Consider the following 24,382-nt stretch of genomic DNA (forward strand, 5'->3'; position numbering starts at 1 on the left):
CAATTGATCGGGGGTTGCGTCGTACCCAAGGGGCGAGCATAAGCTCACGTCCGCCGATGCAACAGAGGCAATTCACGTGAACACGGTGAGTGAAGACGGGAGGTGGTGGCCGGTGTGTGTCGTCACGATGACGAGCGGGCTTCCGGTGGGCTCCGGCCCGGCGGGCGTGTGCTCACCCGTACGCGCCGCGCCGGTGGCGACGAGCCGTCGGTATGGGTGGGGAGCGTGCCGCTCGTCCGATCCGTCCCGTCGTCCACCCGGGCCGGGGTCTCGGTGCGCTCCGGCCCGCCGCGCGTCGCGCCGCACGCCGGTCCGGGTCTCACCCGTCACACGTGGACGGACCAAGAATCACTCTGCGTGCTCCACGACGGAACCGTGGGCAACTGAACGGGGGAGCCGGCGTGACCGCTGAACGGGTGCGGCGTACCGGACCGGTGGCCGAGGTCCGCCGTCCGGTCGTCCGGCTGCTTGCCGCCCTCGCGGTCGTACCGCTGCTCCGGCTGGCGGTGGCGCGTTACGCCGTACCCCCGGATTCTCCGGACCGCGCGGCCTGCGACGGCTGCGCCGCCCCGATCGGGCTGGACCGGCCACTGCCGGCGCTCGGGCCCGGCGCCCGCTGCCCGGTCTGCCGGGCCCGGATCGGCGCGGCCCCCGCAGTGATCGAGGTGGCGTTGCTGCTCGCGGTGGCCGTGCCGGTGCTCACCGGCGGCGCGGCCGCCGCGCGGCTGGCGCTCGCCTGGTGGCTGCTCTGGGCGGTACCGATGACGATCGTGGACGCGATGGCGCACCGGCTGCCCGACCGGCTCACCTGGCCGGCCGCGGCCGGAGCGTGGGCGCTGCTCGGGGTCGCCGCGCTTACTGGCCCGGGCGCGGACCCGTGGATCCGCGCCACAGTCGCCGCTCTGGCGCTCGGCGGCGGCTTCGCCGCGACCACACTGCTGCTCGGGCGGCGCGGTTTCGGTCTCGGCGACGCCAAGCTGGCCCTCGGCGCGGGCGCGCTGCTCGGCTGGTACGGCTGGCCGGTGCTGGTGGCCGGTCTCGTGCTCGCGCTCGTCCTCGCCGGGCTGGCCGGGGTGGCGCTGCTCGCCGCCCGGCGGGTCCGCTGGACCGGGCACCTGCCGTTCGGGCCGTTCCTGGTGCTCGGCACCGCCGCCACGCTGGTGCTCGTCACCGTGTGATCGGCCACCCGCAGGTGCGGGCGGGGTTCGCCACGGGTATCGGAGTCCCAGCCGCCTCCCAGCCGGGTCTGGTTCGGTGGCGGTCCAGGCTTCGGACTCGGGAGGGCACGTGTCGCACGGCGACGACGGTTGGCGGATCCGGCGCACCAGCGCGGACCTGGACCGGCTGGGTGAGACCGAGTCGGTCTTCGCGCTGGCGAACGGCTGGGTGGGCTGGCGCGGGACGCTCGACGAGGGCGAGCCGTGTGGCATGCCGGGCAGCTACCTCAACGGGTTCCACGAGCAGCACGAGCTGAGCTACCCGGAGAGCGGATACGCCTTCCCGGAGCGCAGCGACACGGTGATCAGCGCCCCGAACGCCGCCCTGATCCGGCTCTGGGTCGACGACGAGCCGCTCGACCTGCGTACCGGCACGATCCGGCGGCACCACCAGGAGCTGGACCTGCGCGCCGGCGTGGTCCGCCGGGAGACCGAGTGGATCTCGCCGGGCGGCCGGGGCGTCCGCGTCCGCAGCACCCGGGTGGTCTCGCTGACCCGTCGTCCGGTCGCCGCCGTCGACTGGGCGGTCGAGCCGCTGGACGAGCCGGTCCGGCTGCGGGTCGGCGCCGACCTGCTCGCCAACCAGCGGGTGCCGGAACGCGCCGACGACCCCCGGGCCGCCTCGGTGATCCACGATCCGCTCACCGGCGAGGTCCGCCGCCACGACGGCCTCGACGGTGTGCTGGTGCACCGGACCGGGCGCAGCGGCCAGCGGGTCGCCGTCGCCGTCGCGAACCGGGTCGAGGCCCCGGACGAGATCGCCACCGACACCGAGCTGACCGCCGACCGGTTCCGGCTGGCGCTGTCCGGCCCGGTACGCCCCGGCGAGCACATCCGGGTCACCCGGTTCGCCGCGTACGAGTGCGCGGAGGTCGACGGCACGCCGCCCGGTGAGCTGGCCGACCTGGTCGTCGCGGAGGCGGACGCGGCCCGGGCCGACGGATTCGACGCCCTGCTCGCCGAGCAGCGCGCCGCGCTGGACGCCGCGTGGGCCACCGCCGACGTCGAGCTGGACGGCGATCCAGAGCTGCAACTCGCGGTGCGGTTCTCCGTGTTCCACCTGCTCCAGTCGGGGCGCGCCGACGGTGACCGGACCATCCCGGCGAAGGGGCTGACCGGCAACGGCTACGACGGGCACGTGCTCTGGGACACCGAGGGCTACGTGCTGCCGGTGCTGACGTACCTGAGGCCGGAACTGGCCCGCTCGGCGCTGCGCTGGCGGCACGCCCACCTGCCCGAGGCCCGGGAACGCGCGGCCGAGCTGCGCCTGACCGGCGCCACCTACCCCTGGCGGACGCTCAGCGGCCGGGAGTGCTCCGGCTACTGGCCGGCCGGCAGCGCGGGCCTGCACGTCAACGCGGACATCGCGGACGCGATCCTGCGGTACGTGGCGGCCACCGGCGACACCGCGTTCCTCGCCGAGTGCGGCGCCGAGGTGCTGATCGAGACCGCCCGGCTGTGGCACGGCTACGGCCACTTCGACGACGGCGGCGCGTTCCACCTGACCGGCGTCACCGGGCCGGACGAGTACTCCGCGCTGGTCGACGACAACGTCTTCACCAACCTGATGGCGCGGCGCAACCTGCGTGGGGCCGCCGACGCCGCCGAGCACTGCCCGGAGGTCGCCGCCCGGCTGGGTGTCGACGCCGCCGAGGTGGCCGGCTGGCGGGCCGCCGCCGACGCGGTGTTCGTCCCGTACGACGGCAAGCGCGGCGTGCACGAGCAGTCGGCCGGTTTCACAGCGCAGCCGGAGTGGGACTTCGCCGGCACCGGCGAGGACGACTACCCGCTGCTGCTGCACTTCCCCTACCAGGAGCTGTACCGCAAGCAGGTGGTCAAGCAGGCCGACCTGGTGCTGGCCATGCTGCGCTGCCCGGGGGAGTTCACCGCCGAGGAGAAGACGCGCAACGTCGCCTACTACGAGGCGCGGACCGTCCGGGACTCGTCGCTGTCGGCGTCCGCGCAGGCGATCCTCGCCGCCGAGGTCGGGCACCTCGACCTGGCGTACGACCTGTTCGCCGAGACGGCGTTGCAGGACCTCGCCGACCTGGGCGACAAGACCGCCGACGGGCTGCACCTGGCGTCCCTGGCCGGCGCCTGGCTGGTGGTGGCGCAGGGCTTCGGCGGGCTGCGCGACGACCGGGGCGTGCTCTCCTTCGACCCGCGGCTACCAGGGCGGATCACCCGGCTGGTGTTCCACCTGCGTTGGCACGGGCACCGGCTGCGGGTCACGCTGACCGGGCAGGAGGCCCGCTACGAGCTGCCGGACGCCGGTCCGGGCGACGCGGTCGAGCTGTGGCACCACGGCGAACAGCTCCGGGTCACCGGCGACGAGCCGGTCACCCGGCCGATGCCGCCGGCACCCGACCCCGGCCCGGAGCCGCAGGCCCCGCCGGGCCGCCGTCCCGAACGACGCGCTCAGGAGGAGGCGGGCGACGACGACTGAGCCGGTAGGCCGGACATCCGCGCGACGACCTCCTCCAGCGCCTCGAACGCGTACGCCCAGTTGTGGCACTTGAAGCTGCGCAACCCGGTGATCGGGGTCCGGCAGTCGGCACAGTGGACACCCGGGATCGCGTCCGGCACCTCGGTGTTCACGTACTTGCGTTCGCCGAGGATCACCCGGGCGATCATCGTGCGGTCGTGCACGCCGTGCAGCGCGGACGCGACGATGTCGTACCAGGTCGCCCGCCGCCCGCACTTCGGGCAGTCCGGCTCGTCGCCGCTGACCCACAGCGGCGCGCCGATGCTGCGCGCCGGCATGTTCAGCAGCTTCTCCAGCCGCCGCACGTCCGCCTCCGGGGTGGTCCACCGGTGCCGCCCCGGCAGCGAGGCGGGCGAGTCGTAGACGGCGCGGAACACCACCGGATCGACCTCCACTGTCTCCCGTCCACCTGTCATCGGTACCTCCTCGCGACGGCGTGTCCCACCGTCGTACCAGGTGGACGGCGGGATCGGCCGGATCATCGACACGACGGGTCAGCGGTGTGTCGCCCAGAGTGCTAGACAACGAGGCGTGACGGAGGCTGAGAACCGACCCAATGTCGCCCGGATGTACGACTACTACCTGGGCGGCTGCCACAACTTCGCCGCCGACCGTGCCGCCGCCGAGGAGATCCTGAGGATCTTCCCGGACACCGGGGTCGCCGCGCAGAGCAACCGCGCGTTCCTGCGCCGGGTCGTGCGCTGGGCCGCCGAGCAGGGCATACGTCAGTTCCTCGACATCGGCGCCGGCCTGCCCACGCAGGGCAACGTGCACGAGGTGGTCCGCGCGATCCGCCCCGACGCCCGGGTGGTCTACGTCGACCACGACGAGGTGGCGGTCGCGTACGCCCGGCGGCTGCTGCCCGTCGACGGCCGCACCGTGGTGCTCCGGGGTGACCTGCGGCGCCCCGATGAGTTGCTGGCCGATCCGACGCTGCGGGCCACCATCGACCTGACCGAGCCGGTGGCGGTGCTGCTGCTCGCGGTGCTGCACTTCGTGCCGGACGCCGACGACCCGTACGCGGCGGTGGCGACGCTGCGCGACGCCACCGTGCCGGGCAGCGTGCTCGCGCTGTCCCACCTCACGCTGGACGGCCTGCCGACGCTGCCCACCGAGCAGGGCACCGCGATCTACCGCCGCAGCAGCTCACCGCTGGTGCCCCGCACCCGCGACCAGGTGGCCCGCTTCCTCGACGGGTACGAGCTTGTCGAACCGGGCCTGGTCAAGGTGGCCCAGTGGCGGCCCGACGGCGAGCCGCAGGCCGCGGTGTCGCACGGGTACGGCGGGGTGGGCGTGCGCCGCTGAGGGCGGTCGGTCCAGCGCAGTTCCTCCGGCGATCGTCGCACGATCGCGTGCTCACCGGCGCAGCGTCGTTTCCCGGGTCATGCGGGACAGCTTCTCCGGGTTGCGCACCGCGTAGAGGCCGCTGATCCGGCCGTCGTCGAGGCGTACCGCGACGACGGTGTCCAGCTCGCCGTCGAGGCGTACCAGCAGCGCCGGGTAGCCGTTGACCTGCACCGGCTCCATCGACGCCACCGCCGCGATCCGGTGCCATCCGCCGGCCAGCAGCCGGGCCACCTTGTCGCCGCCGGTGACCGGACGGGCGAGCGCCTGCTTGATCCCGCCGCCGTCGCCGACCAGCACCGCGTCCGGGGCCAGGACGCGGAGCAGCCCGTCCAGGTCGCCGGTCTCGACCGCCCGCCGGAACGCCTCCAGGGCGTCGCGGGCCTCGGCCGCCGGGACGGTACGCCGGGGGCGGCGCGCCGCGACGTGGGCCCGCGCCCGGTGCGCGATCTGCCGCACGGCGACGGGAGTCCGCTCGACCGTCTCGGCGATCTCGTCGTAGCCGACGTCGAACACCTCACGCAGCACGAACACGGCCCGCTCGGTCGGTGTGAGCGTCTCCAGCACCAGCAGCATCGCCATCGACACGCTCTCGGCCAGCGCCACGTCGTCTGCGACGTCGGGCGCGGTGAGCAGCGGCTCGGGCAGCCACGACCCGACGTACGACTCCTTGCGCCGGCCCAGTGTGCGCAGCCGGGACAGCGCCTGGCGGGTGGTGATCCGCACCAGGTAGGCGCGCCGGTCCCGCACCTCGCCGAGGTCGACGCCGGCCCAGCGCAGCCAGGTCTCCTGCACCACGTCCTCCGCGTCGGCCGCCGAGCCGAGCATCTCGTACGCGACGGTGAAGAGCAGGTTTCGGTGCGCGAGAAAGTCCTCGGTGGCCTGGTCCGCCATGGCTGGCTCCTCCACTGTCCGGCTGCGCTCCCCACCAGACGCCGCCCGCCGCCGCCGTGTGACATCGGGTCGCTGTGGTGGTCCTCACCCGGCCCCGCCGTCACGCCGGGCGAGCCGGCGACATCTCGTGTTCGTCCGACACCACGCCAGCAGAGAGGTCGCCACCATGCAGACCCGATTCAACCTGTTCGACAACCAGGTCGCCATGACGTTCATGAAGCGCTTCGCCGGCGCGGGCCTGGTGATCCACCAGTCGTCGCTGCCCCGCACCGTCCAGGAGCTGGTGTCGCTGCGGGCCAGCCAGATCAACGGCTGCGGCTGGTGCATCGACATGCACACCAAGGAGGCGGTGGCCGGGGGCGAGAGCGCGGTCCGGCTGAACCTGGTCGCCGCCTGGCGCGAGTCGACAGTGTTCACCGACGCCGAGCAGGCGGCGCTGGCGTTCGCCGAGGAGGGCACCCGGCTCGCCGACGCCCATCAGGGCGTGTCCGACGAGACGTGGGCGCAGGTGCGCGAGCACTACGACGACGACCAGATCGCCGCGCTCGTCTGCCTGCTCGGGCTGATCAACGCGGCGAACCGGTTCGCGGTGCTCGTGCACCAGCGCGGCGGCTCGTACGAGCCGGGGATGTTCGCGGCGGCGATGAGCTGAACGCCGCGGCGGTGGTCCGGCCCGGGTTGTCCCGGGCCGGACCGTCGCCGGAAAACGCGGCGACACCCGTGCTCCCCGGTGGCCATACTGCTCGCCATGAAGATTGCGGAGGCCCTTGCGCTGCGGGCGGATGCGGCGCGACGCGCCGAACAGCTCCGTGCCCGCATCACCGCGAGCGCCCGCTACCAGGAGGGCGAGACGCCCGCCGAGGACGCCTCGGCGCTGCTCGTCGAGGCGGCCGGGGTGCTCGGTGAGCTGGAGACGCTGATTCGGCGGATCAACCGTACGAACGCCGCGACTGTCGTGGACGGTGGCACCCTGACCGACGCGCTCGCGCGTCGCGACGTGCTGCGCCTGCGGCACGGCGTGGTCACCGCGGCAGCGGACGCCGCCGCGGGCGAGGGCCAGCGCGGCTACCGTCAGCTCCGGTCGGAGCTGAAGATGGTCCCGGCGTTGCCGGTGGCGGAGCTGCGCCGGCAGGCCGACGAGCTGGCCCGGCAGATCCGCGAGGTGGACACCACGATCCAGCGGACGAACTGGGAGGTCGATCTGCTGGACTGACGAGTCGCGGAGCAGGTAGCCGACGTGGAGGCGTGCACGCCCCGAGAGCCGGCGGGCAATCCGGCTCACTCCTGGCGCGCCGAGGGCAGGCGCAGGGGTTCGACTCCCCGGCACACAACGCATGCCCAGCACGGGACACAGGTGACGGCGCACAGGGCACGGCACACCACCAGGTGCAGATCCACGACGGTGAGGGTGGGACAGGGGACTTCCGCGACTCGTCCCAGGCGTCATCGCAGGTTCCAGAAGAACGACCGGACGTCGTCGACGAACAGGTCCGGCACCTCCAGCGCGGCGAAGTGGCCGCCCCGGTCGAACTCGCTCCACTGCCGGATCGTGTACGTCAGCTCGGCGATCGGGCGGACGGACCGGGTGATGTCGTGCGCGAACACGGCTACCCCGACCGGCGGCGGGCAGGGCGCGGGCGGTCCACCGAACGCGCTCTCCCGCACCAGCCGCGCCGACGACGCGGCGGTGCCGGTGAACCAGTAGACCGAGACGTCGGTGAGGATGCGATCCACGCTGACAGTGGAGCGCGGGTCGGCCCACTCGGTGAGCTTCTCGGCGATCCACGCGAGCTGCCCGACGGGTGAGTCGTGCAGTGCGTACGAGACGGTCTGCGGGCGGCTGGCGTAGAGCACCTGGTGCGGGTGCCGCTGCGTCTTGAGCCGCATGATCCGGGCGAGCCGGTCCCGGTCCTCGTCGGACAGGCCGGCCTCGCCGGTCCACCCGGGCGGCGGGGGCGTGGGCAGGTAGTTGAGGTGCACGCCGACGACGTGTTCCGGGTCGATGCCGCCGAGCCGGGTGGAGATCACCGAGCCCCAGTCGCCGCCCTGGGCGCCGTACCGCCGGTAGCCGAGCCGGCGCATCAGCTCGGCCCAGGCGCGGGCGACCCGGTCGACGTCCCAGCCGCGTTCCCGGGTCGGGCCGGAGAAGCCGAATCCGGGGATCGACGGTACGACCAGGTGGAACTGCTCGGACAACGGGCCGAGCACGTCGAGGAACTCCACGATCGAGCCGGGCCAGCCGTGGGTGAGGATCAGCGGCAGCGCGTCCGGGTCGGCGGCCCGTACGTGCAGGAAGTGGACGCTCTGCCCGTCGATGATGGTGGTGAACTGCGGATACCGGTTCAGCTCGGCTTCGGCCGCCCGCCAGTCGTACGTGGTGCGCCAGCGTTCGGCCAGCTCGCGTACGCGGGCCAGCGGGATGCCGTAGTCCCAGTCGGCGCCTGGTAGCTCGTCGGGCCAGCGGGTGCGGGCGAGGCGGTCGGCCAGGTCGTCGAGGTCGGCCTGGGGGACGTGGACACGGAACGGTTCGATCACGGCTGCCGTCCTTCGTTGGTCGCACAAACGTTAGGGGGGCCAACGGTAGCGCGAATCATTGGGGACGCCAACGTTTCCGGATAGGCTGGGCACGTGGAGAACCCGGAGCCGGACCTCGTACCGACCCGCCTGGCCGGCCTGCCGAGCTGGCTGATCACCCAGACCGCCGTACGCGCCGGCCGGCTGGTCGCCGACGGGCTGGCGGCGGCCGACGCCCGCGGTTACCACTTCCGGCTGCTCGCCACGCTCGACGAGTTCGGCCCGGCCAGCCAGGCAGCCCTGGGCCGGCGCAGCGGCATCCACGTCAGCGACGTGGTGGCCGCACTCAACGAACTCGCCGAGCGGGAGTTCGTTGTCCGCGCCCCGGACCCGGCCGACCGGCGGCGCAACGTCGTCACCATCACCGCCGCCGGGCGGCGGCAGTTGCGGCGGCTGGAGAAGCGCCTCGCCGCCGTCCAGGACGAGCTGCTCGCGCCGCTGACGCCGGACGAGCGCGCTGACCTGACCCGGCTGCTGGCGCGGGTGCTGGCCCACCACACCCGCCTGTCCGTCTGATCGTCCGGCCTTCGCGCCCCGGTCGCTCCACCCTCTACCTATATCGCTCTCGATAGTGATAACGTCCGGCCATGGCGATGTCGATGGAGCGGTGGGCGGAGGTGGCGCTGCACCCGGTGCGGCTCCGCGTCCTGCGTGCCGTGGCGGGCACCCGGGTGACCACTCACGACCTGGCCGAGCTGCTGCCCGACGTCCCGCACGCCACGCTCTACCGGCACCTGGCGACGCTCGTGAAGACCGGGATGCTCGACGTGGTGGAGGAGCGCAAGGTGCGCGGCGCCGTCGAGCGGGTGTACGCGCTGCCCGCGCACGGCGCGGCGCTGGACCCGGCGGCCCTGGCGACGGCGACGCCGGAGGACCACGCACGCTACTTCACCGCGTTCGTGTCGAGCCTGCTGTCCGAGTTCTCCCGCTACCTCGCCCGGGAGTCCGTCGACTTCGTCGCCGACGGGGTCGGATACCAGCAGCTCGTACTGCACCTGACGGACGCCGAGCTGCACGAGTTCGCGGCCGGGCTCAACGCGCTGGTCGGCCCGCTGCTCGCCAGAGGGCCCGGCGACGGTCGGATCCCCCGGCTGCTGGCGACCATCCTGATGCCCGCCGATCGCCAGGCGACCCCCGGCGACACGCACACATCGGCGCACGACTCCGACACGACGAAGGGCGACGACTGATGGCCTCCGTAATGCTCAACGGCGATGTGATCGACATCCGGTTCACCGGATGGGAACGGATGTGGGCCGGGCGGGAGCGGTTCGCGCTGCGCCTGGCCGCCGTGCGGCACGCCGCCCCGGTGGACGAGCCGATCCGGCTGGCCCGCGGCGCCCGGCGCGGGTACGCCGTGTCCGGCTTCGCCAAGATCGGCGTCTGGGGGCTGTTCGGTGGTCCCCGGCAGCTCGTGGCGGCCCGGCGGGGTCAGCCCGGCCTGCACCTGGTGCTGGACCGCGCGGCGGCCGGCGGGGAGTTCGACGAGGTGGTGGTCTCCGACCCGGCCGCGTCGGGCCTCGCCGAGACGATCGAGCGTGCGACGCGGGGCCGGCCGTGACCGGCGACCACCTGGCGATCGAGGCGTCGGGCCTGACCAAACGCTACGGCGACGTCACCGCCGTACGCGATCTGACCTTCACCGTGCGACCCGGCGCGGTCACCGGCTTCCTCGGCCCGAACGGCGCCGGCAAGACCACCACGATGCGCATGCTGACCGGTCTGGTGACGCCGACCAGCGGCGCCGCCACCATCGGCGGGCAGCCCTACGGCCGGCTGGCCCAGCCGTCACGGACCGTCGGCGCGGTGTTCGACGGCAACGCGTTCCACCCCGGCCACACCGCCCGTGACCACCTGGGCGTCTACGCCGCGATGGCAGGTTGCCCGGACAGCCGGGTCGCGGAACTGCTGGATCTGCTCGGCCTCGCCCACGCCGCCGACCGTCGTACCCGAGGGTTCTCCACCGGCATGCGGCAACGGCTCAGCCTCGCCACGGCGCTGCTCGGCGACCCTCGCGTCCTGCTGCTCGACGAACCGGCGAACGGCCTGGACCCGGAAGGCATGTCGTGGCTGCGCGGGCTGCTGCGCCGGCTCGCCGACGAGGGCCGCACCGTGCTGGTCTCCAGCCACGTCCTGCACGAGGTCCAGCAGGTGGTGGACGACGTGGTGGTCATCCGGCGCGGGGAACTCGTCGCCGCCGGGCCGTGGTCCCGGCTCACCGGCCCGCCGACGGTGCTCGTCACCTCGCCGGACGCGACAGCTCTGGCCGCCGCGCTGGCGGCCGCCGCCGGGTCCGTCGAGGCCGCCGGGCCCGGCCGGCTGCGGGTACGCGGACTGGACGCGCCGGGCGTCGCCGACCTCGCCGCGGCCCATCGCGTGCGGGTCCACGAGCTGGTCACCGAGACCACAAGCCTCGAACAGCTCTTCCTCGACCTGACCACCGACAAGGCGGAGGCCCGATGAACCTGCTCAGAGCGGAACTGCGCCGGGTGCTGGCGACCCGGATGTGGGGTGCGCTGCTGCTCGCCTCCGTCGCGCTGGGCGGCGGCCTGGTCGGGATGATGGCGCTGGTCGGGCCGGAGAACTTCGACCCGCCGATGCCCGGCCTGCACACCGAGGAGGGCCTGCGGTCGATCCTCGGCATCCTCGGCTTCACCGCCTTCGTGCCGGCCGCCGCCGGCGCCCTCGCGGCCACCTCCGAGTACCGGCACGGCACCGCCGCCGTCACATTCGTGTTCGCGCCGCGCCGAGGGCGGGTGCTCGCCGCCAAACTCGCCACCCACGCGGTCGTCGGCCTCGCCTACGGCCTCGCGCTCGCCGTCGCCGCGGCGGCAGCCCTGTTCACAGTCGCCGCCGCGCGTGGCGTGCCGCTGGGCCTGCCCGCCTCCACGGTGCTGGCGCTGCTCGCCCGCATCGGCGTCGCGATGGCTGTCTACCTGCTCGTCGGCGTCGGCGTGGGCGCCCTGCTCCGTAACCAGGTCGCGGCCGTCTGCGTGGTGGTCGGTTACCTGTACCTGGCCGAGCCCGTCCTGATGATGATCCCCGGCGTCAACGCGCTCTACCCGCTCCTGCCCGGCGGGGCCACCGCCGCGCTCACCGACTTTACCTACGTCGCCGACGCGATGTCCGCGCAGCTCGGCAACGACGCCGTCGCGCTCCTGCCACCGGCGGCCGGCGCCCTGCTGCTGACCGCGTACGCGCTGACCGCAGCCGCGATCGCCGTGGTCGTCCCGATGCGCCGCGACATCACCTGAGCGTCGCGAGCCGGACGATCTCCTCCGCGGTCAGCGGGCTGCGCGGATGGTGGGTCAGGCACATCGGCGCCTGCATCTTGACGAACCGGGCACCCTCCACGGTGGCGTAGAACTGGCCGGTACGCAGTTTGCCGATGTCCGGGACGTCGGTGCCCTTCGCCCTGGCCACGTCCCGGGCCGCCTCGATCTGTACCGGCACGGTGAGCAGGCCGAAGAACTGCGTGGCGGCGTTGCCGGGGATCTGGTTGTGCAACGCCTTCGGCGCCTGGGTGGCGAAGACCAGCCCCAGCCCGTACTTGCGGGCCTGCGAGGTCAGCGCGAGCGTGCTCTGGGTGCAGGCGGTCACGGCGCCGGACGGGGCGAGCGTCTGTGCCTCGTCCATGACGAAGAGTCCACCGAGTGGCCGGTCCCCGGCCGGATGGCGCTTGATCCAGGTGAACAGGGCGAGCTGCAACTGGTTGACGAAGCTCTGCCGCTGATTCTCCTCGGACAGCCCGGCGAGGTTGATCACCGAGACCCGGGCGCGGTGACCGGGTGGCGGGGTGAGTAGTTCGCCCGGGTCGACAGGCGTTCCGACGCCGCCCAGGAGCGGGTCGTTGATCAGGGCGGCCTTGAGCAGTTGTGCCATGCCAGCGGCCAGCTTGGGCGCGCTGTCGAGCTGACTCACCCCGTCCGGGAGGTCGTTGAGGACGTCGGTGAACTCACGCAGGTCACTTGCGCCGCTGCGGGCGTAGCCGATCAGGGCCTCGCGCAGCACGGCGCGGCCGAGTCGGGCCTTGTCGGTTCCGCCGTCCACCCGGGCGTGCGGGGCGAGCGTGGCGACGGCGGCGTTGACGGCCGAGGCGAACCCGTCCGGGTCGTCGAGCACGTCGGCGAAGGCCGGCAACGGCTGGAAGCTCAATGGTCGACCGGCCTGCCGTCCCGGCGTCCAGACGACCACGTCGGTGCCGGCCAGATATTCCGCTGCGCGACGGGCGTCGTCGGCGCCCCAGCCCGGCGGCGGCTCGGGCCAGGCCTCGCCGAGCCGGGCCAGGTCGTTGTTGGGGTCGAGCACGATGGCCGACACGCCGCGTAGGGCGCACTCCTCGATCAGGCGACGGATCAGGACGGTCTTGCCGGAGCCGGAGCCGGCGAAGATGACCGTGTGCCGGCGCAGCGCTTCGAGGTCGATGCCGACCGGGTCCGGCCGCCCGGTGACCGTGCCGATCTCCATCCGCTCCGGGTCGATGCCCGCCACCGGCGGCAGGGGAGCGATCATCGGCGGAACCGGGCCGGAACCGGCGGACCGCGGCGCAGGGACGAGACTGGCGGAGCGCGATGCGGGGACGGGACCGGCGGAGCGCGGCGCAGCGGTGACCGGCGGTGGCGTCCCGACCGGGGGTCGGTCCGGCACCTCCTCCGGCCGCTCCTCGGCCCGGACGGCTTCCGGCGCGCCCGGCCAGTCGCCCAGCGCCTCCCGCAGGCAGGTGATGTCGGAGGCCGGCCGGCGATCGGCGAACCAGGGTCGCAGCGTCTCCCGCCCGTAGTCCTGGATGAGTTGTTCGAGCGCGACCATCCGGGCGACGTCCGGCGTGTCCAGGGGGAGCCTCCGGCCACCGGCCCGCTCGAACGCGTCCAGCACCTCGCGGGTACGGGCACCGGCCGACCACTCCGCGCTGCGTAGCAGGAAGAGCCGGCGTTTGGCGACCCCTTCGGTGAGCCCGGCGGTCGTGATCGCGTTGCGAATCCGGTTGAGCACAGCGATGTGGTGCGGCGCGGAGATCGCCCGGAACGACCAGTGCTCCTCGTCCTCGCTGTCCTCGCTCAGGCTGTGCCGTAGCCGAGCGTGCAGCGCCGGCTTGGTCCCGGCGGGGATCGGGTCGAGGCTGAACGCGTCGACGGCCGTCCCCTGCGCGGCGATCCACGCGGTCAGGCCGGCTTCGAGCAGGCGCGGGACACGGCCGTCCTCTGACTCCGGGGATACGGCAGAGCCGGTGTCGGCGGCGGCGATCAGCTCCGCGTACCGGGCGTCGATCTTGCTGAATCCGTTCGCCCGGTTCTCCGGCGGCGGCCCGGTGACCGGGGCGTGGACGAGCCCGTCGGCGACGCGATCGCCGCTGGCGTGCAGCAGGTGCCGCAGCTCCCGCGCCTCGCCGTCGGCCAGGCAGGCCCGGACGTGTGTGTCGATCCGCCGCAGCAGCTCACGCGGGGTGAAGCCGACGACCTCCTGGAACGCGTCCGGGTGGACCGGCCAGGTGGGATGGGGCGGCATGAACCCGAGGCCCTCGAAGAGCACCGCGAACCGCTTCTCGACCAGCTCGCGGCCCACCTCGACGGAGGGGATCTCCTTGAGCGGGGCAGCCTCCCGGAACCGGTCCTGGACGGTGTCCGTCGCCTGCTGCTGGATGCTGCGCCATGTCTGCGGCAGGCACGAGACGACGGACAGGGTCCGGCGGGTGGTCTCGCGCAGCGCCATCAGGCCGCTGGCGACCTGTTCGAGCAGGAGCGAGGTCTGCCAGTCCGCCTCGCCCCGGGCGTCCTGGTTGGTCGCCTTCACGGACTGGGCGATCATCAGGTCGATCTGGTCCACCGCGATCACGGTCGGGCCGACGACGGCGAGCAGCCGGGAGATGTCCCGGACCACCTCCTGGGGCGCACGTCGGTTTCGCCGCAGCCCCCATCCGGCCCGCTGGCCGGGTTCCTCCTCGTCCATGGAGGACAGGAAGTCGTAGCCGATGTCCTGCACGGCGGACTGCTCGGCCGCGTAGAGCACCAGGGCACGCGCGGTGTCCTGGCACTCCGTACCGATCTGGCGGTCCTTCTTGCGGATCAGGTCGACGAACGCGTCGAGCGTGGAACGGCTGAGTTCGGTCTCGCCGGCGACCGCGCGGCGTACCGTGCGGGGCGCCCTCACTTCGTCGGCCAGCCGGCGCAGGAACGTCCGCAGCTGGGTGGTCTCGTCCGGCATCGGCCGGACCAGGCCCTCCAGCATCGAGATCGCGGTGCGTTGCCAGAACGTCCGGGCCTCGAGCAACTCGACCAGGAAGAAGAAGCCGCCGCGCCCCTGTACCTGCTGGCGGACCGTGCCGATGAGGTGGGTCTTGCCGGTGCCGCGCTGGCCGAGGATGGCCACCCCCACCGGACTGGAGTCGGTGCTGGCCTGAGCCTCCGCGAAGCTGTCCAGCACCGTCGAGACGACGTCGTGGTGCAGGCCCTCGACGTGGAAGGGAGTCGGTTTCCAGACGTCGTCCGGGGTCGGAGCCCAGTTGAACCTCAGCGCCGCCAGGGCGCGGCGTTGCTCGTCCCCGATCATGACGAGATGGCGACCAGATGCTTGTCCTGGTTGCCGATGGTCACCGCCGCCGCCCGCTCCTGCGGCTTGAGCACCTTCTGGTTGGACTCGGGCACCAGGTTCACGCCGCGCTCCCGGTTGAGCGTCACCAGCGCGGCGTCGAACTCGTGGCGGGGCAGATCGGCGAGGGCCTCGCGAAGGTCTGCCAGCATGACGTAGTCACCGGGCTTGGCGGCCAGCTCGTGGTACGCCTGCCGGATCAGCGCCACCGCGTCGACGGCCGCGGATGCCGGCGACGCCACCGGCGGCGCGACGACCTCGTCCCGGTTGATCTGCATCCGGAACAGGTCGTCGGCGCGGATCCCGGAGTGGTCGATCAGCCGGCGCAGGAAGTCGAGCGCGACGTAGAGGGTTCCGCCCGCCGTGCCCGCGCGCTTTGGCGGCTCTGCCCCCAACTCCTCGGTAGCCCGATTCCAGCCCTTGTCGGTGAGGGTCAGAACAATCCTCGGCTTCTCCGTGACCTCGATCAGACCGAGTGATTTAAGTCGGCTGCGGTGCTCCGGCTTCAGACTGATTCCGGCGACGTTCTTGAAGTAGGTCTGTGGCAAAGGTGCCGCCTTCACCATCAGCGTGACAAGAATGCACCGGTCGACTAGGGTCAGTTCCTTTTCCGGCATGCGGATGCTCCTCTGCGGCACGAGCTCCCACCGCGTCGACGGTGTGATCGAAGGCTCGGAAGGGGTGGCCATGATCGAGGTGGGCAACGGGGACGGCCCCGGCGCACGGGCCGATTCTGCCGACGGTCTCCGGCTCGCGCAAGGTCACCGATCTCGCTGACGAAAGCCGACAGGACAGCACAGTGGATCTCCGACGGTCCTGCGTGGACGGCCCGGCTGAAACGCCTGTTCGACCGATTCGGCGCGGTTCGCTGGCCGGACCATTGCGAAGTGACAAGGGCAACGGGCAGCATGGCAGACCGGCGGGAGGGCCGGAGTTCTGCTCCGCCGCGAACCCTCCTGCCCGTTCCCCTGAAATACGTCACGGAGGTGACCGTGCAGTCTGAGGTGGTCCGCTACCAGGTCGACGACGAAACGGTTGCCTTGATCGAAGTCGAGCCGACGCCAGGTTTCCAGCCCGCCGGCTTCGGCGACGTCGCCGGCTGGGTACGCGAATCCGCGGCGCCGGCAGTCGCCGCCGCCCGGGAATTGCTGGAACAGGTCAAGACCGTCTCTCCCGATGCGGTGGAGGTGCGCTTCGGGATCAAGGCCACCGGCACGGCGAGCTGGGTGGTGGCGAAGGCGACCGGAGAGGCGAACTTCGAAGTCACGCTCGCCTGGCAGCCGGACGGCCCCACCGATCGCGGTGCCGGCCCACGGCGCTGACGGACGGGTCGGCCCGTGACAACGGCCCCGGACGAGTGCTCGTGGGCGGTGGCCCTGCACCGTGAGGCGGACCCGCACAAGGCGCTCGGCACCGGCATCGTCATCGCCACCAACCTGGTGCTCACCTGCCACCACGTGGCGTTCGCCGCCGACGGCACCCTCCGGCCCGATCTCACTGTCGCCTTTCCGCGCGCGCCCAGGGTCGCCTACTTCGATCGGCGCAAGGTCCGGCGGTGCCGGCACGACGGCATGCGGGAGGCGCACGTCGACCTGGTCGTGCTCGAACTCGTCGAGCCGGTGCCGGCCGCCGTCACCCCGGCGCGGTTGCGTTGCCTCGCCCCCAAGCCGCTGCTCGACCGGCCGTTCTGGGCGTACGGCTTCCCGGACGGAGTGGTCGGCGGCCTCCAGGCGACCGGTTCCGTCGTCGAAGCCGGCGGGTACGGCCGCGTGACCATCGACAGCGGCGCCGCCGGGCCGCTCAGCAAGGGGTTCAGCGGGGGCGCTGTTTGGTCCCCGGAGTATCAGGCGGTGGTCGGCGTGGTCGTCACGGCCGACGGCAAGGGCAAGGGCCAGGCGGTCACCCTGAGCCACGCCGACGAACAGGTGCCGGCGATGGCGTTGGGCGCGTTGTCGGCCTGGCGGGTCGAGGACGCCGACGACGCCGCCCTCTCGGCCTGGGGGTGGACGTTGAGCACCGACGGCGAGGCCGGCCGGCACTGGCTGCCCCGGGCGCGGGGGGTCGCCGTGGACACCGAGGGCGGTGCGCGGTTTCGGGGTCGTACGGCTGCGCTCCGGCGGATCGTCGACTTCATCGACGGGGAGGCGCCTGCCATCCGACCACTGATCGTCACGGGCTCGCCCGGGGTCGGCAAGTCCGCTGTCCTGGGCCGCGTGGTGACCACTGCCGATCAGCAGATCCAGGCCAGCCTGCCGGGCGGCGACATCGCCGTGCGGGCCACGGTCGGCTCGGTGTCCTGCGCCGTGCACGCCAAGGGCAAGACCGCACTCGAGGTGGCGATCGAGATCGCACGGGCCGCCGCCGTCGACCTGCCCGGCGCGCCGGCCGACCTGATGCCGGTGGTGCGGGAGCGGCTGGCGCGTCGTCCGGCTCGCTTCGCGCTGGTCATCGACGCGCTGGACGAGACGGCCGACCCGGGTCAGGCGCGGCAGGTCATCGACGACGTCCTGCTGCCGCTGGCCCGGGAGTGCGGCCGGTACGGCGTCCGGGTGGTCGTCGGCACCCGGCGCGGCGACGACCGGGGCGACCTGATCGCCTGCTTCGGTGATCCGGCCGAGCTGCTGGATCTGGACACGCCGGAGTACTTCGCCGAGGCCGACCTGGTGAACTACGCCCTGGCGACCCTGCGGCTGCTCGGCGCGGAACGGTCGGGCAATCCGTACACCGACTCGGCGGCGGCCGCCCCGCTGGCCCGACGCATCGCCGAGCTGGCGAAGGGAAACTTCCTGGTGGCCGGTCTCGTCGCCCGGGCACACGCGCTGCGCGACATCGAGCCGGTCGACCCGGCCTCGGTGTCGTTCACCGCGACAGTGGCCCATGCGCTCGACTCCTACCTGGCCGGGTTGCCGGCCGCCGGCTCGGCCTCCGCCCGGCTCGCCCTCACCGCTCTGGCGTACGCCGAGACGCCGGGTCTGCCGCTGTCGCTCTGGCGGATCGCGGTGACCGCACTCGGCGGCACGGTCACCGAGGACGAACTCCTCGCGTTCGCCCGTACGTCGGCGGCGAACTTCCTGGTCGAGACCGGCGGCGGCAGCCAGCCCGCGTACCGCCTGTTCCACCAGGCCCTCAACGACGCGTTGCTGGCCGGGACATCACGCCGGGACGACCAGCGACGGCTGGTCGCCGCCTGGACGGAGCTGGCGGCCGAGGTGGGATGGGCCTCGGTGCCCGACTACCTGCGGCGCTCCCTGCCCCAGCACGCCTCCCGTGCCGGGCTCGTGGAACGGCTCCTCACCGACGAGGGCTATCTCCTGCACGCGCACCTGGAGCGGTTGCTCTCGGTCGTCGACATGGAGAAGCCGCTGGAACCGCTGTCCCGATCACGGGTGCGGCTGCTGCACCGCACGCCGCTCGCGGTCGCGGCGGCGCCGGCCGAGCGCGCCGCCCTCTTCTCGGTGGTCGACCGGCTCGACGGGTTGGGCAGCGGGATCGAGGCCGACGCCGCGCCGTACCGCGCGCGCTGGGCGCACACGCCGCCCCGGCAGGAGCGCAGCGTGCTGGACGGGCACTCGCAGGCCGTCTACGACGTGGCGGCCGTCGAGCTGGACGATCGGTGGTTGCTCGCCTCCGCCGGTGACGACGGCACGGTCCGGCTCTGGGACCCGATGACCAACCAGGCCGTGGCGGTCTTCACCTGTCACGACGACACGATCCGCGGGTTGTGCGCCGTCCGTACCGGCGGTGGCGAGACGCTGATCGCCACCGCCAGCCACGACGGGACCGTCGGCCTCTGGGATCCACGAACCGGTCAGCGCCGGCACGAACTGCGCGGGCACGACGACTGGGTCCGCAACATCTGCGTCATTCCGCTGCCGGACGGCGACCTGCTCGCCTCGGCGGGCGACGATCGGACGGTCCGGATCTGGGATCCGGTGACCGGGACGCAGCGCTATGCGTTGACCGGGCACTCGGGCTGGGTGACCGCCGTGACGTACGTCCCGGCGGGCGGCCGGCACCTGCTCGCCTCCACCGGTTTCGACGGCGTCGTCCGGGTCTGGGAGCCGACATGCGACACGCGCCCGACGTTGACCCTCACCGGACACGTCGGCTGGGTGACCACCCTCTACGCCGTTCGTGCGCCGGGCGGCACGTTGCTCGCCTCGGCCGGCTACGACGGCACGGTCCGGCTCTGGGATCCGCAGAGCGGCGAATGCGTCCACGTCCTGGAAACCGGCGGACCCGTCACCGATCTCTGCACGGTCGAGGTCGACGAGGGCTGCCTGCTCGTGTCGACGGGTGAGGACGGGCTCATCCGTGTCTGGGACGTGCCGACCTGGACCACCCGGCCGAGCCTGCGGGGACACGCGAGCTGGATCCGCGCGGTCTGCGAGCTGCGTACGGCGAAGGACCGGATGCTGGCGACGGCGGGTGACGACGGCACCGTGCGACTGTGGGACCCGGCCGGCGGCCGGCCGGACACCGTCGCCGAGCGGGACCGGCTCGGGCCCGTGCACAGCCTCTGCGCGGTCCCCGGCGAGCGGCCGGGTCTCGTCGCCTCCGGCGGTGCCGACGGTCGGGTGGGAGTCTGGGACGCCGCGACCGGCGAGCGGTTGCGGGAGATCCCGACACCCGGCGGGCCGGTCAACGCGATGTGCGCGGTCGCCGACGTCGAGGAGCCGCTGCTCGTCACCGCGCAGGACGACAACACGGTCGGGACCTGGAGTGTGCGGCACAGCGCATTGGTGGGGGAGATGAACGAGCACCACGCTCCGGTGGCGGCGGTCTGCCCGATCGTCATCGGCGGTGAGACGCTCGTCGCGTCGGCCGGCGACGACCAGGCCATCCGGCTGTGGCACCCGCAGAGCGGCGCCGTGCGGGCGGTCCTGCTCGGGCACGTCACCCGTGCCTGGGTGACCGCCCTCGCGACGGTCCGGTGGCCCGAGATGGAGGCGCTCGCGTCGGCCGACAAGAGCGGCACGGTGATGCTGTGGGGCGGTGGTGACACGCCGGTATGGACCCGGCAGGGACACCAGGACGCTGTCACCGCGCTCTGCGGTCTTGTCGTGGCGGGCCGCCGGATGCTGGCGTCGGCCAGTGCCGACCACACGATCCGTCTGTGGGACGCCGAGTGGGGCGAGCCCGTGGACGTGTTCACCGGTCACACGGCTGCCGTCACCGGGCTGAGCGTGGTGCGGGTCGGCGGGCGGGACCTGCTCGCCTCGACCAGCCGCGACCGGACGGTGCGGATCTGGGACCCGTCCACCGGACGGGCGCTGCACACCATCCCCGTCTATCACCCGGCGCTCACCTGCTGCACTGTCGACGGGACCTTGCTCGTCGGTCTGGATCAGGGCCTGCTGGCGTTGGACGTAGACGGCCGGAGCGACCTGCCACCCGAGGCCGCGGACCGCGCGGTCGCTCGGGTGGCGGTGCGCTGCTGATCAGGGACGCAGGACGTAGCGCCCGCGTACCCCGCCCTTGGCCGTCTCCCGGTGCGCGTCCGCCACCCGGTCCAGCGGCACCACCGCGTGCACCCGCGCCGGCAGCTCACCGGCAGCGGTGCGGGCGAGCAGGTCGGCCAGACGTACCCCGTCGGCGTGCACCTCGACCGCGCGCACCGTGACGCCGCGCTCGGCGGCCGGGTGGGCGTTCGGCCGGACCCCGACGAACACGCCGCCGTCACCCACCAGCGCGAGCCCTCGGTCCTGGAGCGCCGCGGCGTCGGCTACCGCGTCCCAGCCCGGCTCGGCGGCGGTGGTGAAGTCGGCGCCGAGCCCGCGCACGAACTCCTCGTCCTCGGCCCGCGCCAGGCCGGTCACCCGCCATCCCCGATCCCGGGCGAGCGGCACGACGTAGCCGCCCACCGCGCCGGCCGCGCCGGTGACCAGCAGCCGGCCGCCGGCGGGCGGGTCGCCGAGCAGGTCGACGATCTGCGCCGCGGTCAGGCCGTTGAGCGGCACTGTCGCCGCCGCCACCAGGTCCAGATTATCGGGTACGACGGCCAGGTCGGCGGCGGGCACGACGAGCTGCTCGGCGTACGTGCCGAAGTCGCGGTCGAACCCGACCACCAGACCGGCGACCCGGGTGCCCACGGCGAGGTCGACGCCCGCCCCGGCCGCGGCGACGACACCGGCGAAGTCCCAGCCCAGGCCGGTGTGGTGCGGCTGGTGGATGAGCCCCAGCGAGTGGAAGAAGCCGCCGACGACGCCGAGGTCGACCGGGTTGACCGGTGCCGCCGCGACGTCCACCCGGACCTCGCCGGGCCCCGGCTCGCGCTGCGGAACGTCGATGACCTCGATGGCGTCGGGCCCGCTCGGGGTGCGGACGACTGCGGTGCGGAAGGTACGCGTACCCATGGTTCTGTCTCCTTGGTCGTGAGGGATGCCCTGCTCCACGATGGAGGGGTAACTTTCCATCGGGAAGTACGCACTTCGGAGTGCGTTGGGTACCCCCGGGTAGGAGGCGCGGACGATGCCGACGCAGACGGCGGCGCAGAAGCGGGCGCAGGCGCGGGAGGAGTACGACGCGTTCCTCGCCGGCTGCCCGAGCCGGCAACTCCTGGACCGGATCTCCGACAAGTGGGTGGCGCTGATCCTGGCCGCGCTCGGCCGTGACGGGCCCGACCGCGACGCGGGGCCGCAGGTCATGCGCTATTCCGAGCTGTCGCGGCGGCTGGCCGGGGTCAGCCAGAAGATGCTCACCCAGACGTTGCGCTCGCTGGAGCGCGACGGCCTGGTCACCCGCACCGTGACGCCGAGCGTGCCGGTGACTGTCACCTACGAGCTGACCGGCCTCGGTCAGTCGCTGCACCAGCTGATGTACGGCATGAAGTTGTGGGCCGAGGCGCACATGGACGAGGTGCACGCCAACCGCGAGCGGTACGACGCCGCGGCCGGTCGCTGACCGGATTTCCGAAACTTTCGGTCCGCGTCGCGCTTCTGCGGGCTCGGCCCGCGCGCCGTGCCGCGAGGGACATCCGTGGGCTGGTGCCCTGATCGGCCGTATCGGGTCCATGTTGACCTTAACATCGACATTGACCGATCGTGCCGTCGCGGATATCTTCCCAGGGAAGTTACCGGTACATCTTCGAAAAGTTTCAGGGCAGTGACGCGGGATCGAGCGCACCTCGGCTCCCACCCGCGTCAAGCCGGGCATCGCCAGCGCATCATCGTCCGATATGCAGAGGAGTGTCATGAAACATCTACCGAGGCGCAGCCACCGCGTGGTGCTGGCCGCCGTCAGCAGCGCGCTGGCTCTCGCCGGCGCCGCGCTCGTGGTGCCCAGCATGGCCCAGGCGGCGGCGAGCACGCTCGGTGCCGCCGCGGCACAGTCGGGCCGCTACTTCGGCACCGCCATCGCGGCGAACCGACTGAGCGACTCGACCTACAGCACCATCGCGGCGCGTGAGTTCAACATGATCACCGCCGAGAACGAGATGAAGCCGGAAGCGCTCCAGCCCAACCGGGGCCAGTTCAACTTCAACTCCGGTGACCAGATCTACAACTGGGCCACCCAGCGCGGTCTCCAGGTCCGCGGCCACACGCTGGCCTGGCACGCGCAGCAGCCGGGCTGGATGCAGAGCCTGAACGGCAGCAACCTGCGTCAGGCGATGATCGATCACATCAACGGCGTGATGGCCCACTACCGGGGCAAGCTGGCCGCGTGGGACGTGGTGAACGAGGCGTTCAACGAGGACGGCAGCCGCCGCAGCTCCAACCTGCAGGGCACCGGCAACGACTGGATCGAGGTCGCGTTCCGCACCGCGCGGGCGGCCGATCCGTCGACGAAGCTCTGCTACAACGACTACAACATCGAGAACTGGTCGTACGGCAAGACGCAGGGTGTCTACAACATGATCCGGGACTTCAAGTCCCGGGGCGTGCCGATCGACTGCGTCGGCCTGCAGACCCACTTCACCGGCGGCAGCTCCCTGCCGAGCAACTTCCAGACCACGCTGCAGAACTTCGCCGCGCTCGGTGTGGACGTGGCGCTGACCGAGGTCGACGTCACGAACTCCTCGACCAGCCAGTACGCCGGGCTGACCCAGGCGTGCCTGAACGTGCCGCGCTGCATCGGCATCACCGTGTGGGGTGTCCGTGACAGCGACTCGTGGCGTTCGAACGAGAACCCGCTGCTGTTCGACGGCAGCGGCAACAAGAAGGCCGCGTACAACTCGGTCCTCAACGCCCTCAACGCCGCGACGCCCAACCCCACCCCGACCGTGACCCCGACCGTGACGCCGACCGTGACGCCGACCGGCGGACCGACCACGCCGCCGCCGACCAGCGGCGCGAGCCGAATCGTCGGCAGCCAGTCCGGCCGGTGCATCGACGTGCCGAACTCCTCGCAGAGCAACGGCACCCGGGTACAGCTCTACGACTGCCACGGCCAGACCAACCAGCGGTGGACCCACACCTCCAGCCGGCAACTGACCGTGTACGGCTCGATGTGCCTGGACGCCGCCGGCTCCGGCAACGGCTCGGCGGTCCAGATCTACAGCTGCAACGGCCAGACGAACCAGCAGTGGAACGTCAACTCCAACGGCACCATCACCGGAGTCCAGTCCGGCCGCTGCCTCGACGTCTGGGGCACCGGCAACGGCCAGCAGGTGCAGCTCTACGACTGCAACGGCCAGGCCAACCAGCGATTCCAGCTCGTCGCGACGAGCTGACCTCCTCGTACGGACAACGGCTCACCGTTGCGGCCTCGGCCGCGGCGGTGAGCCGTTGCGTTGTGCCGGGTTCGCGGCCGGTGTCAGCCGATCAGCAACTCCGTGCGGTAGTCCGCAGCCAGCGCGGCGGCCCGGCTCCGGCGCTCGGCCTGCTCCTCCTCGGTGAGAGCCGGCGGCGCCGCCGTGGGACCGTCGACCCGGTCGCCGACGCGCAGGAAGTACTCGTCCTGCCCGGCCGGCGTGCACATGCACAGCAGCCGCGCCGGCTGGTCGAAGGAGTTGCGGAAGAAGTGCGGCGCGTTCGCCGGAATGTTCACCGTCTCCCCGGCCCGCGCCGTGACCTGCTCGCCCCGGAACGTGAACTCCACGGCCCCGTCGAGCACCGTGAACATCTCCTCGAAGTCGTGTCGGTGCGGAGGCGGCCCACCACCGGGCGGAACCCGCATGTCGATCAGGCAGTACCGGCCGGCCGTCTGCTCGCCGGTGACCAGGATCGTGTAGGTGCCGCCCGCGATGGCGAGGTGCGCAAGGCCGGGGTCGTCGGGCCGGGCGTGGACGAGGGTACGGGTCGGATCGTCGGACGGGATCGCACCGCTGGCCATCGGCTCTCTC

General features: G+C 72.6%; 21 protein-coding genes. 14 read left to right on the forward strand and 7 right to left on the reverse strand.

Annotated features, from left to right (window positions below; genetic code table 11):
- The first annotated feature begins 401 nt into the window (after window positions 1-401).
- Together FHU28_RS04125 and FHU28_RS04130 are read left to right on the forward strand one after the other, a co-directional pair.
- A complete protein-coding gene (locus FHU28_RS04125; protein ID WP_184681031.1) occupies window positions 402-1,178 on the forward strand; it encodes a prepilin peptidase in 777 nt (258 codons plus the stop codon).
- Between the two features lie 109 nt (window positions 1,179-1,287).
- Complete coding sequence (locus tag FHU28_RS04130; RefSeq protein ID WP_184681033.1) at window positions 1,288-3,663, forward strand: glycoside hydrolase family 65 protein; 2,376 nt, start codon at window positions 1,288-1,290, stop codon at window positions 3,661-3,663.
- On the opposite strand, the gene FHU28_RS04135 is transcribed toward FHU28_RS04130, so the two are convergent.
- A complete protein-coding gene (locus FHU28_RS04135; protein ID WP_184681035.1) occupies window positions 3,636-4,118 on the reverse strand; it encodes a hypothetical protein in 483 nt (160 codons plus the stop codon). The genes FHU28_RS04130 and FHU28_RS04135 overlap by 28 nt on opposite strands.
- 115 nt (window positions 4,119-4,233) lie before the next feature.
- Here FHU28_RS04135 and FHU28_RS04140 point away from each other — a divergent pair, with 115 nt between their 5' ends.
- On the forward strand, window positions 4,234-5,007 hold the full coding sequence (locus FHU28_RS04140; RefSeq protein WP_184681037.1) for an SAM-dependent methyltransferase: 774 nt from the start codon (window positions 4,234-4,236) through the stop codon (window positions 5,005-5,007).
- A gap of 51 nt (window positions 5,008-5,058) precedes the next feature.
- On the opposite strand, the gene FHU28_RS04145 is transcribed toward FHU28_RS04140, so the two are convergent.
- Window positions 5,059-5,940 carry an RNA polymerase sigma-70 factor gene (locus FHU28_RS04145; RefSeq protein ID WP_184681039.1) on the reverse strand — a complete coding sequence of 294 codons (882 nt, stop codon included), beginning with the start codon at window positions 5,938-5,940 and terminating at the stop codon, window positions 5,059-5,061.
- Window positions 5,941-6,106: 166 nt separating this feature from the next.
- On the opposite strand from FHU28_RS04145, the gene FHU28_RS04150 reads away from it, so the two are divergent.
- Together FHU28_RS04150 and FHU28_RS04155 are read left to right on the forward strand one after the other, a co-directional pair.
- Complete coding sequence (locus FHU28_RS04150; RefSeq protein ID WP_184681042.1) at window positions 6,107-6,592, forward strand: carboxymuconolactone decarboxylase family protein; 486 nt, start codon at window positions 6,107-6,109, stop codon at window positions 6,590-6,592.
- A gap of 96 nt (window positions 6,593-6,688) precedes the next feature.
- The gene (locus FHU28_RS04155) at window positions 6,689-7,153 is read left to right on the forward strand and encodes a DIP1984 family protein (protein ID WP_064448468.1); all 465 of its coding nucleotides are present in this window, start codon (window positions 6,689-6,691) and stop codon (window positions 7,151-7,153) included.
- 230 nt (window positions 7,154-7,383) lie between these two features.
- Here the strand turns inward: FHU28_RS04155 and FHU28_RS04160 are convergent, their stop codons facing one another.
- Complete coding sequence (locus tag FHU28_RS04160) at window positions 7,384-8,475, reverse strand: epoxide hydrolase family protein (protein ID WP_184681046.1); 1,092 nt, start codon at window positions 8,473-8,475, stop codon at window positions 7,384-7,386.
- A gap of 93 nt (window positions 8,476-8,568) precedes the next feature.
- Between FHU28_RS04160 and FHU28_RS04165 the strand changes: the two genes are divergently transcribed.
- The 5 genes from FHU28_RS04165 (at window position 8,569) to FHU28_RS04185 (ending at window position 11,768) form a co-directional block, all read left to right on the forward strand.
- Complete coding sequence (locus FHU28_RS04165) at window positions 8,569-9,030, forward strand: MarR family winged helix-turn-helix transcriptional regulator (RefSeq protein ID WP_184681058.1); 462 nt, start codon at window positions 8,569-8,571, stop codon at window positions 9,028-9,030.
- 71 nt (window positions 9,031-9,101) lie between these two features.
- Window positions 9,102-9,704, forward strand: a complete 603-nt coding sequence (locus tag FHU28_RS04170) for a helix-turn-helix domain-containing protein (protein WP_260412841.1) — start codon at window positions 9,102-9,104, stop codon at window positions 9,702-9,704.
- Complete coding sequence (locus FHU28_RS04175; RefSeq protein WP_184681061.1) at window positions 9,704-10,075, forward strand: hypothetical protein; 372 nt, start codon at window positions 9,704-9,706, stop codon at window positions 10,073-10,075. Before FHU28_RS04170 ends, FHU28_RS04175 begins: the two co-directional genes overlap by 1 nt.
- Window positions 10,072-10,977 (forward strand): ABC transporter ATP-binding protein, encoded by a 906-nt coding sequence (locus FHU28_RS04180; RefSeq protein WP_184681070.1) that lies wholly within the window; start codon window positions 10,072-10,074, stop codon window positions 10,975-10,977. Before FHU28_RS04175 ends, FHU28_RS04180 begins: the two co-directional genes overlap by 4 nt.
- On the forward strand, window positions 10,974-11,768 hold the full coding sequence (locus FHU28_RS04185; RefSeq protein WP_184681072.1) for an ABC transporter permease: 795 nt from the start codon (window positions 10,974-10,976) through the stop codon (window positions 11,766-11,768). Before FHU28_RS04180 ends, FHU28_RS04185 begins: the two co-directional genes overlap by 4 nt.
- On the opposite strand, the gene FHU28_RS04190 is transcribed toward FHU28_RS04185, so the two are convergent.
- Window positions 11,761-15,060 carry a helicase HerA domain-containing protein gene (locus FHU28_RS04190; RefSeq protein ID WP_184681080.1) on the reverse strand — a complete coding sequence of 1,100 codons (3,300 nt, stop codon included), beginning with the start codon at window positions 15,058-15,060 and terminating at the stop codon, window positions 11,761-11,763. The genes FHU28_RS04185 and FHU28_RS04190 overlap by 8 nt on opposite strands.
- Window positions 15,057-15,716, reverse strand: a complete 660-nt coding sequence (locus FHU28_RS04195; protein ID WP_184681082.1) for a hypothetical protein — start codon at window positions 15,714-15,716, stop codon at window positions 15,057-15,059. Before FHU28_RS04195 ends, FHU28_RS04190 begins: the two co-directional genes overlap by 4 nt.
- A gap of 375 nt (window positions 15,717-16,091) precedes the next feature.
- Between FHU28_RS04195 and FHU28_RS04200 the strand changes: the two genes are divergently transcribed.
- Window positions 16,092-16,421, forward strand: a complete 330-nt coding sequence (locus FHU28_RS04200) for a CU044_2847 family protein (RefSeq protein WP_013283485.1) — start codon at window positions 16,092-16,094, stop codon at window positions 16,419-16,421.
- A 15-nt stretch (window positions 16,422-16,436) separates the two neighbouring features.
- Window positions 16,437-20,540, forward strand: coding sequence for a trypsin-like peptidase domain-containing protein (locus FHU28_RS04205; RefSeq protein ID WP_184681084.1), 4,104 nt, complete (start codon window positions 16,437-16,439; stop codon window positions 20,538-20,540).
- On the opposite strand, the gene FHU28_RS04210 is transcribed toward FHU28_RS04205, so the two are convergent.
- The gene (locus FHU28_RS04210; protein ID WP_184681086.1) at window positions 20,541-21,455 is read right to left on the reverse strand and encodes an NADP-dependent oxidoreductase; all 915 of its coding nucleotides are present in this window, start codon (window positions 21,453-21,455) and stop codon (window positions 20,541-20,543) included.
- A gap of 115 nt (window positions 21,456-21,570) precedes the next feature.
- Here FHU28_RS04210 and FHU28_RS04215 point away from each other — a divergent pair, with 115 nt between their 5' ends.
- Together FHU28_RS04215 and FHU28_RS04220 are read left to right on the forward strand one after the other, a co-directional pair.
- Complete coding sequence (locus FHU28_RS04215; protein WP_184681087.1) at window positions 21,571-22,002, forward strand: winged helix-turn-helix transcriptional regulator; 432 nt, start codon at window positions 21,571-21,573, stop codon at window positions 22,000-22,002.
- A 289-nt stretch (window positions 22,003-22,291) separates the two neighbouring features.
- Window positions 22,292-23,770, forward strand: coding sequence for an endo-1,4-beta-xylanase (locus FHU28_RS04220; protein WP_184681089.1), 1,479 nt, complete (start codon window positions 22,292-22,294; stop codon window positions 23,768-23,770).
- Window positions 23,771-23,853: 83 nt separating this feature from the next.
- Here the strand turns inward: FHU28_RS04220 and FHU28_RS04225 are convergent, their stop codons facing one another.
- Entirely contained in the window at window positions 23,854-24,372 is a 519-nt protein-coding gene (locus FHU28_RS04225; protein ID WP_184681091.1) for a cupin domain-containing protein, read from the reverse strand.
- Window positions 24,373-24,382: the final 10 nt, after the last annotated feature.

The organism is Micromonospora echinospora, from assembly GCF_014203425.1.
Taxonomy (GTDB): domain Bacteria; phylum Actinomycetota; class Actinomycetes; order Mycobacteriales; family Micromonosporaceae; genus Micromonospora; species Micromonospora echinospora_A.

Bases quoted from the DNA above. Each gene is read 5' to 3' on its own strand.
- FHU28_RS04135 (WP_184681035.1), bottom strand. From the start codon at position 4,118: ATGACAGGTGGACGGGAGACAGTGGAGGTCGATCCGGTGGTGTTCCGC.
- FHU28_RS04145 (WP_184681039.1), bottom strand. From the start codon at position 5,940: ATGGCGGACCAGGCCACCGAGGACTTTCTCGCGCACCGAAACCTGCTC.
- FHU28_RS04150 (WP_184681042.1), top strand. From the start codon at position 6,107: ATGCAGACCCGATTCAACCTGTTCGACAACCAGGTCGCCATGACGTTC.
- FHU28_RS04155 (WP_064448468.1), top strand. From the start codon at position 6,689: ATGAAGATTGCGGAGGCCCTTGCGCTGCGGGCGGATGCGGCGCGACGC.
- FHU28_RS04170 (WP_260412841.1), top strand. From the start codon at position 9,102: ATGGCGATGTCGATGGAGCGGTGGGCGGAGGTGGCGCTGCACCCGGTG.
- FHU28_RS04175 (WP_184681061.1), top strand. From the start codon at position 9,704: ATGGCCTCCGTAATGCTCAACGGCGATGTGATCGACATCCGGTTCACC.
- FHU28_RS04185 (WP_184681072.1), top strand. From the start codon at position 10,974: ATGAACCTGCTCAGAGCGGAACTGCGCCGGGTGCTGGCGACCCGGATG.
- FHU28_RS04190 (WP_184681080.1), bottom strand. From the start codon at position 15,060: ATGATCGGGGACGAGCAACGCCGCGCCCTGGCGGCGCTGAGGTTCAAC.
- FHU28_RS04195 (WP_184681082.1), bottom strand. From the start codon at position 15,716: ATGCCGGAAAAGGAACTGACCCTAGTCGACCGGTGCATTCTTGTCACG.
- FHU28_RS04210 (WP_184681086.1), bottom strand. From the start codon at position 21,455: ATGGGTACGCGTACCTTCCGCACCGCAGTCGTCCGCACCCCGAGCGGG.
- FHU28_RS04215 (WP_184681087.1), top strand. From the start codon at position 21,571: ATGCCGACGCAGACGGCGGCGCAGAAGCGGGCGCAGGCGCGGGAGGAG.
- FHU28_RS04220 (WP_184681089.1), top strand. From the start codon at position 22,292: ATGAAACATCTACCGAGGCGCAGCCACCGCGTGGTGCTGGCCGCCGTC.
- FHU28_RS04225 (WP_184681091.1), bottom strand. From the start codon at position 24,372: ATGGCCAGCGGTGCGATCCCGTCCGACGATCCGACCCGTACCCTCGTC.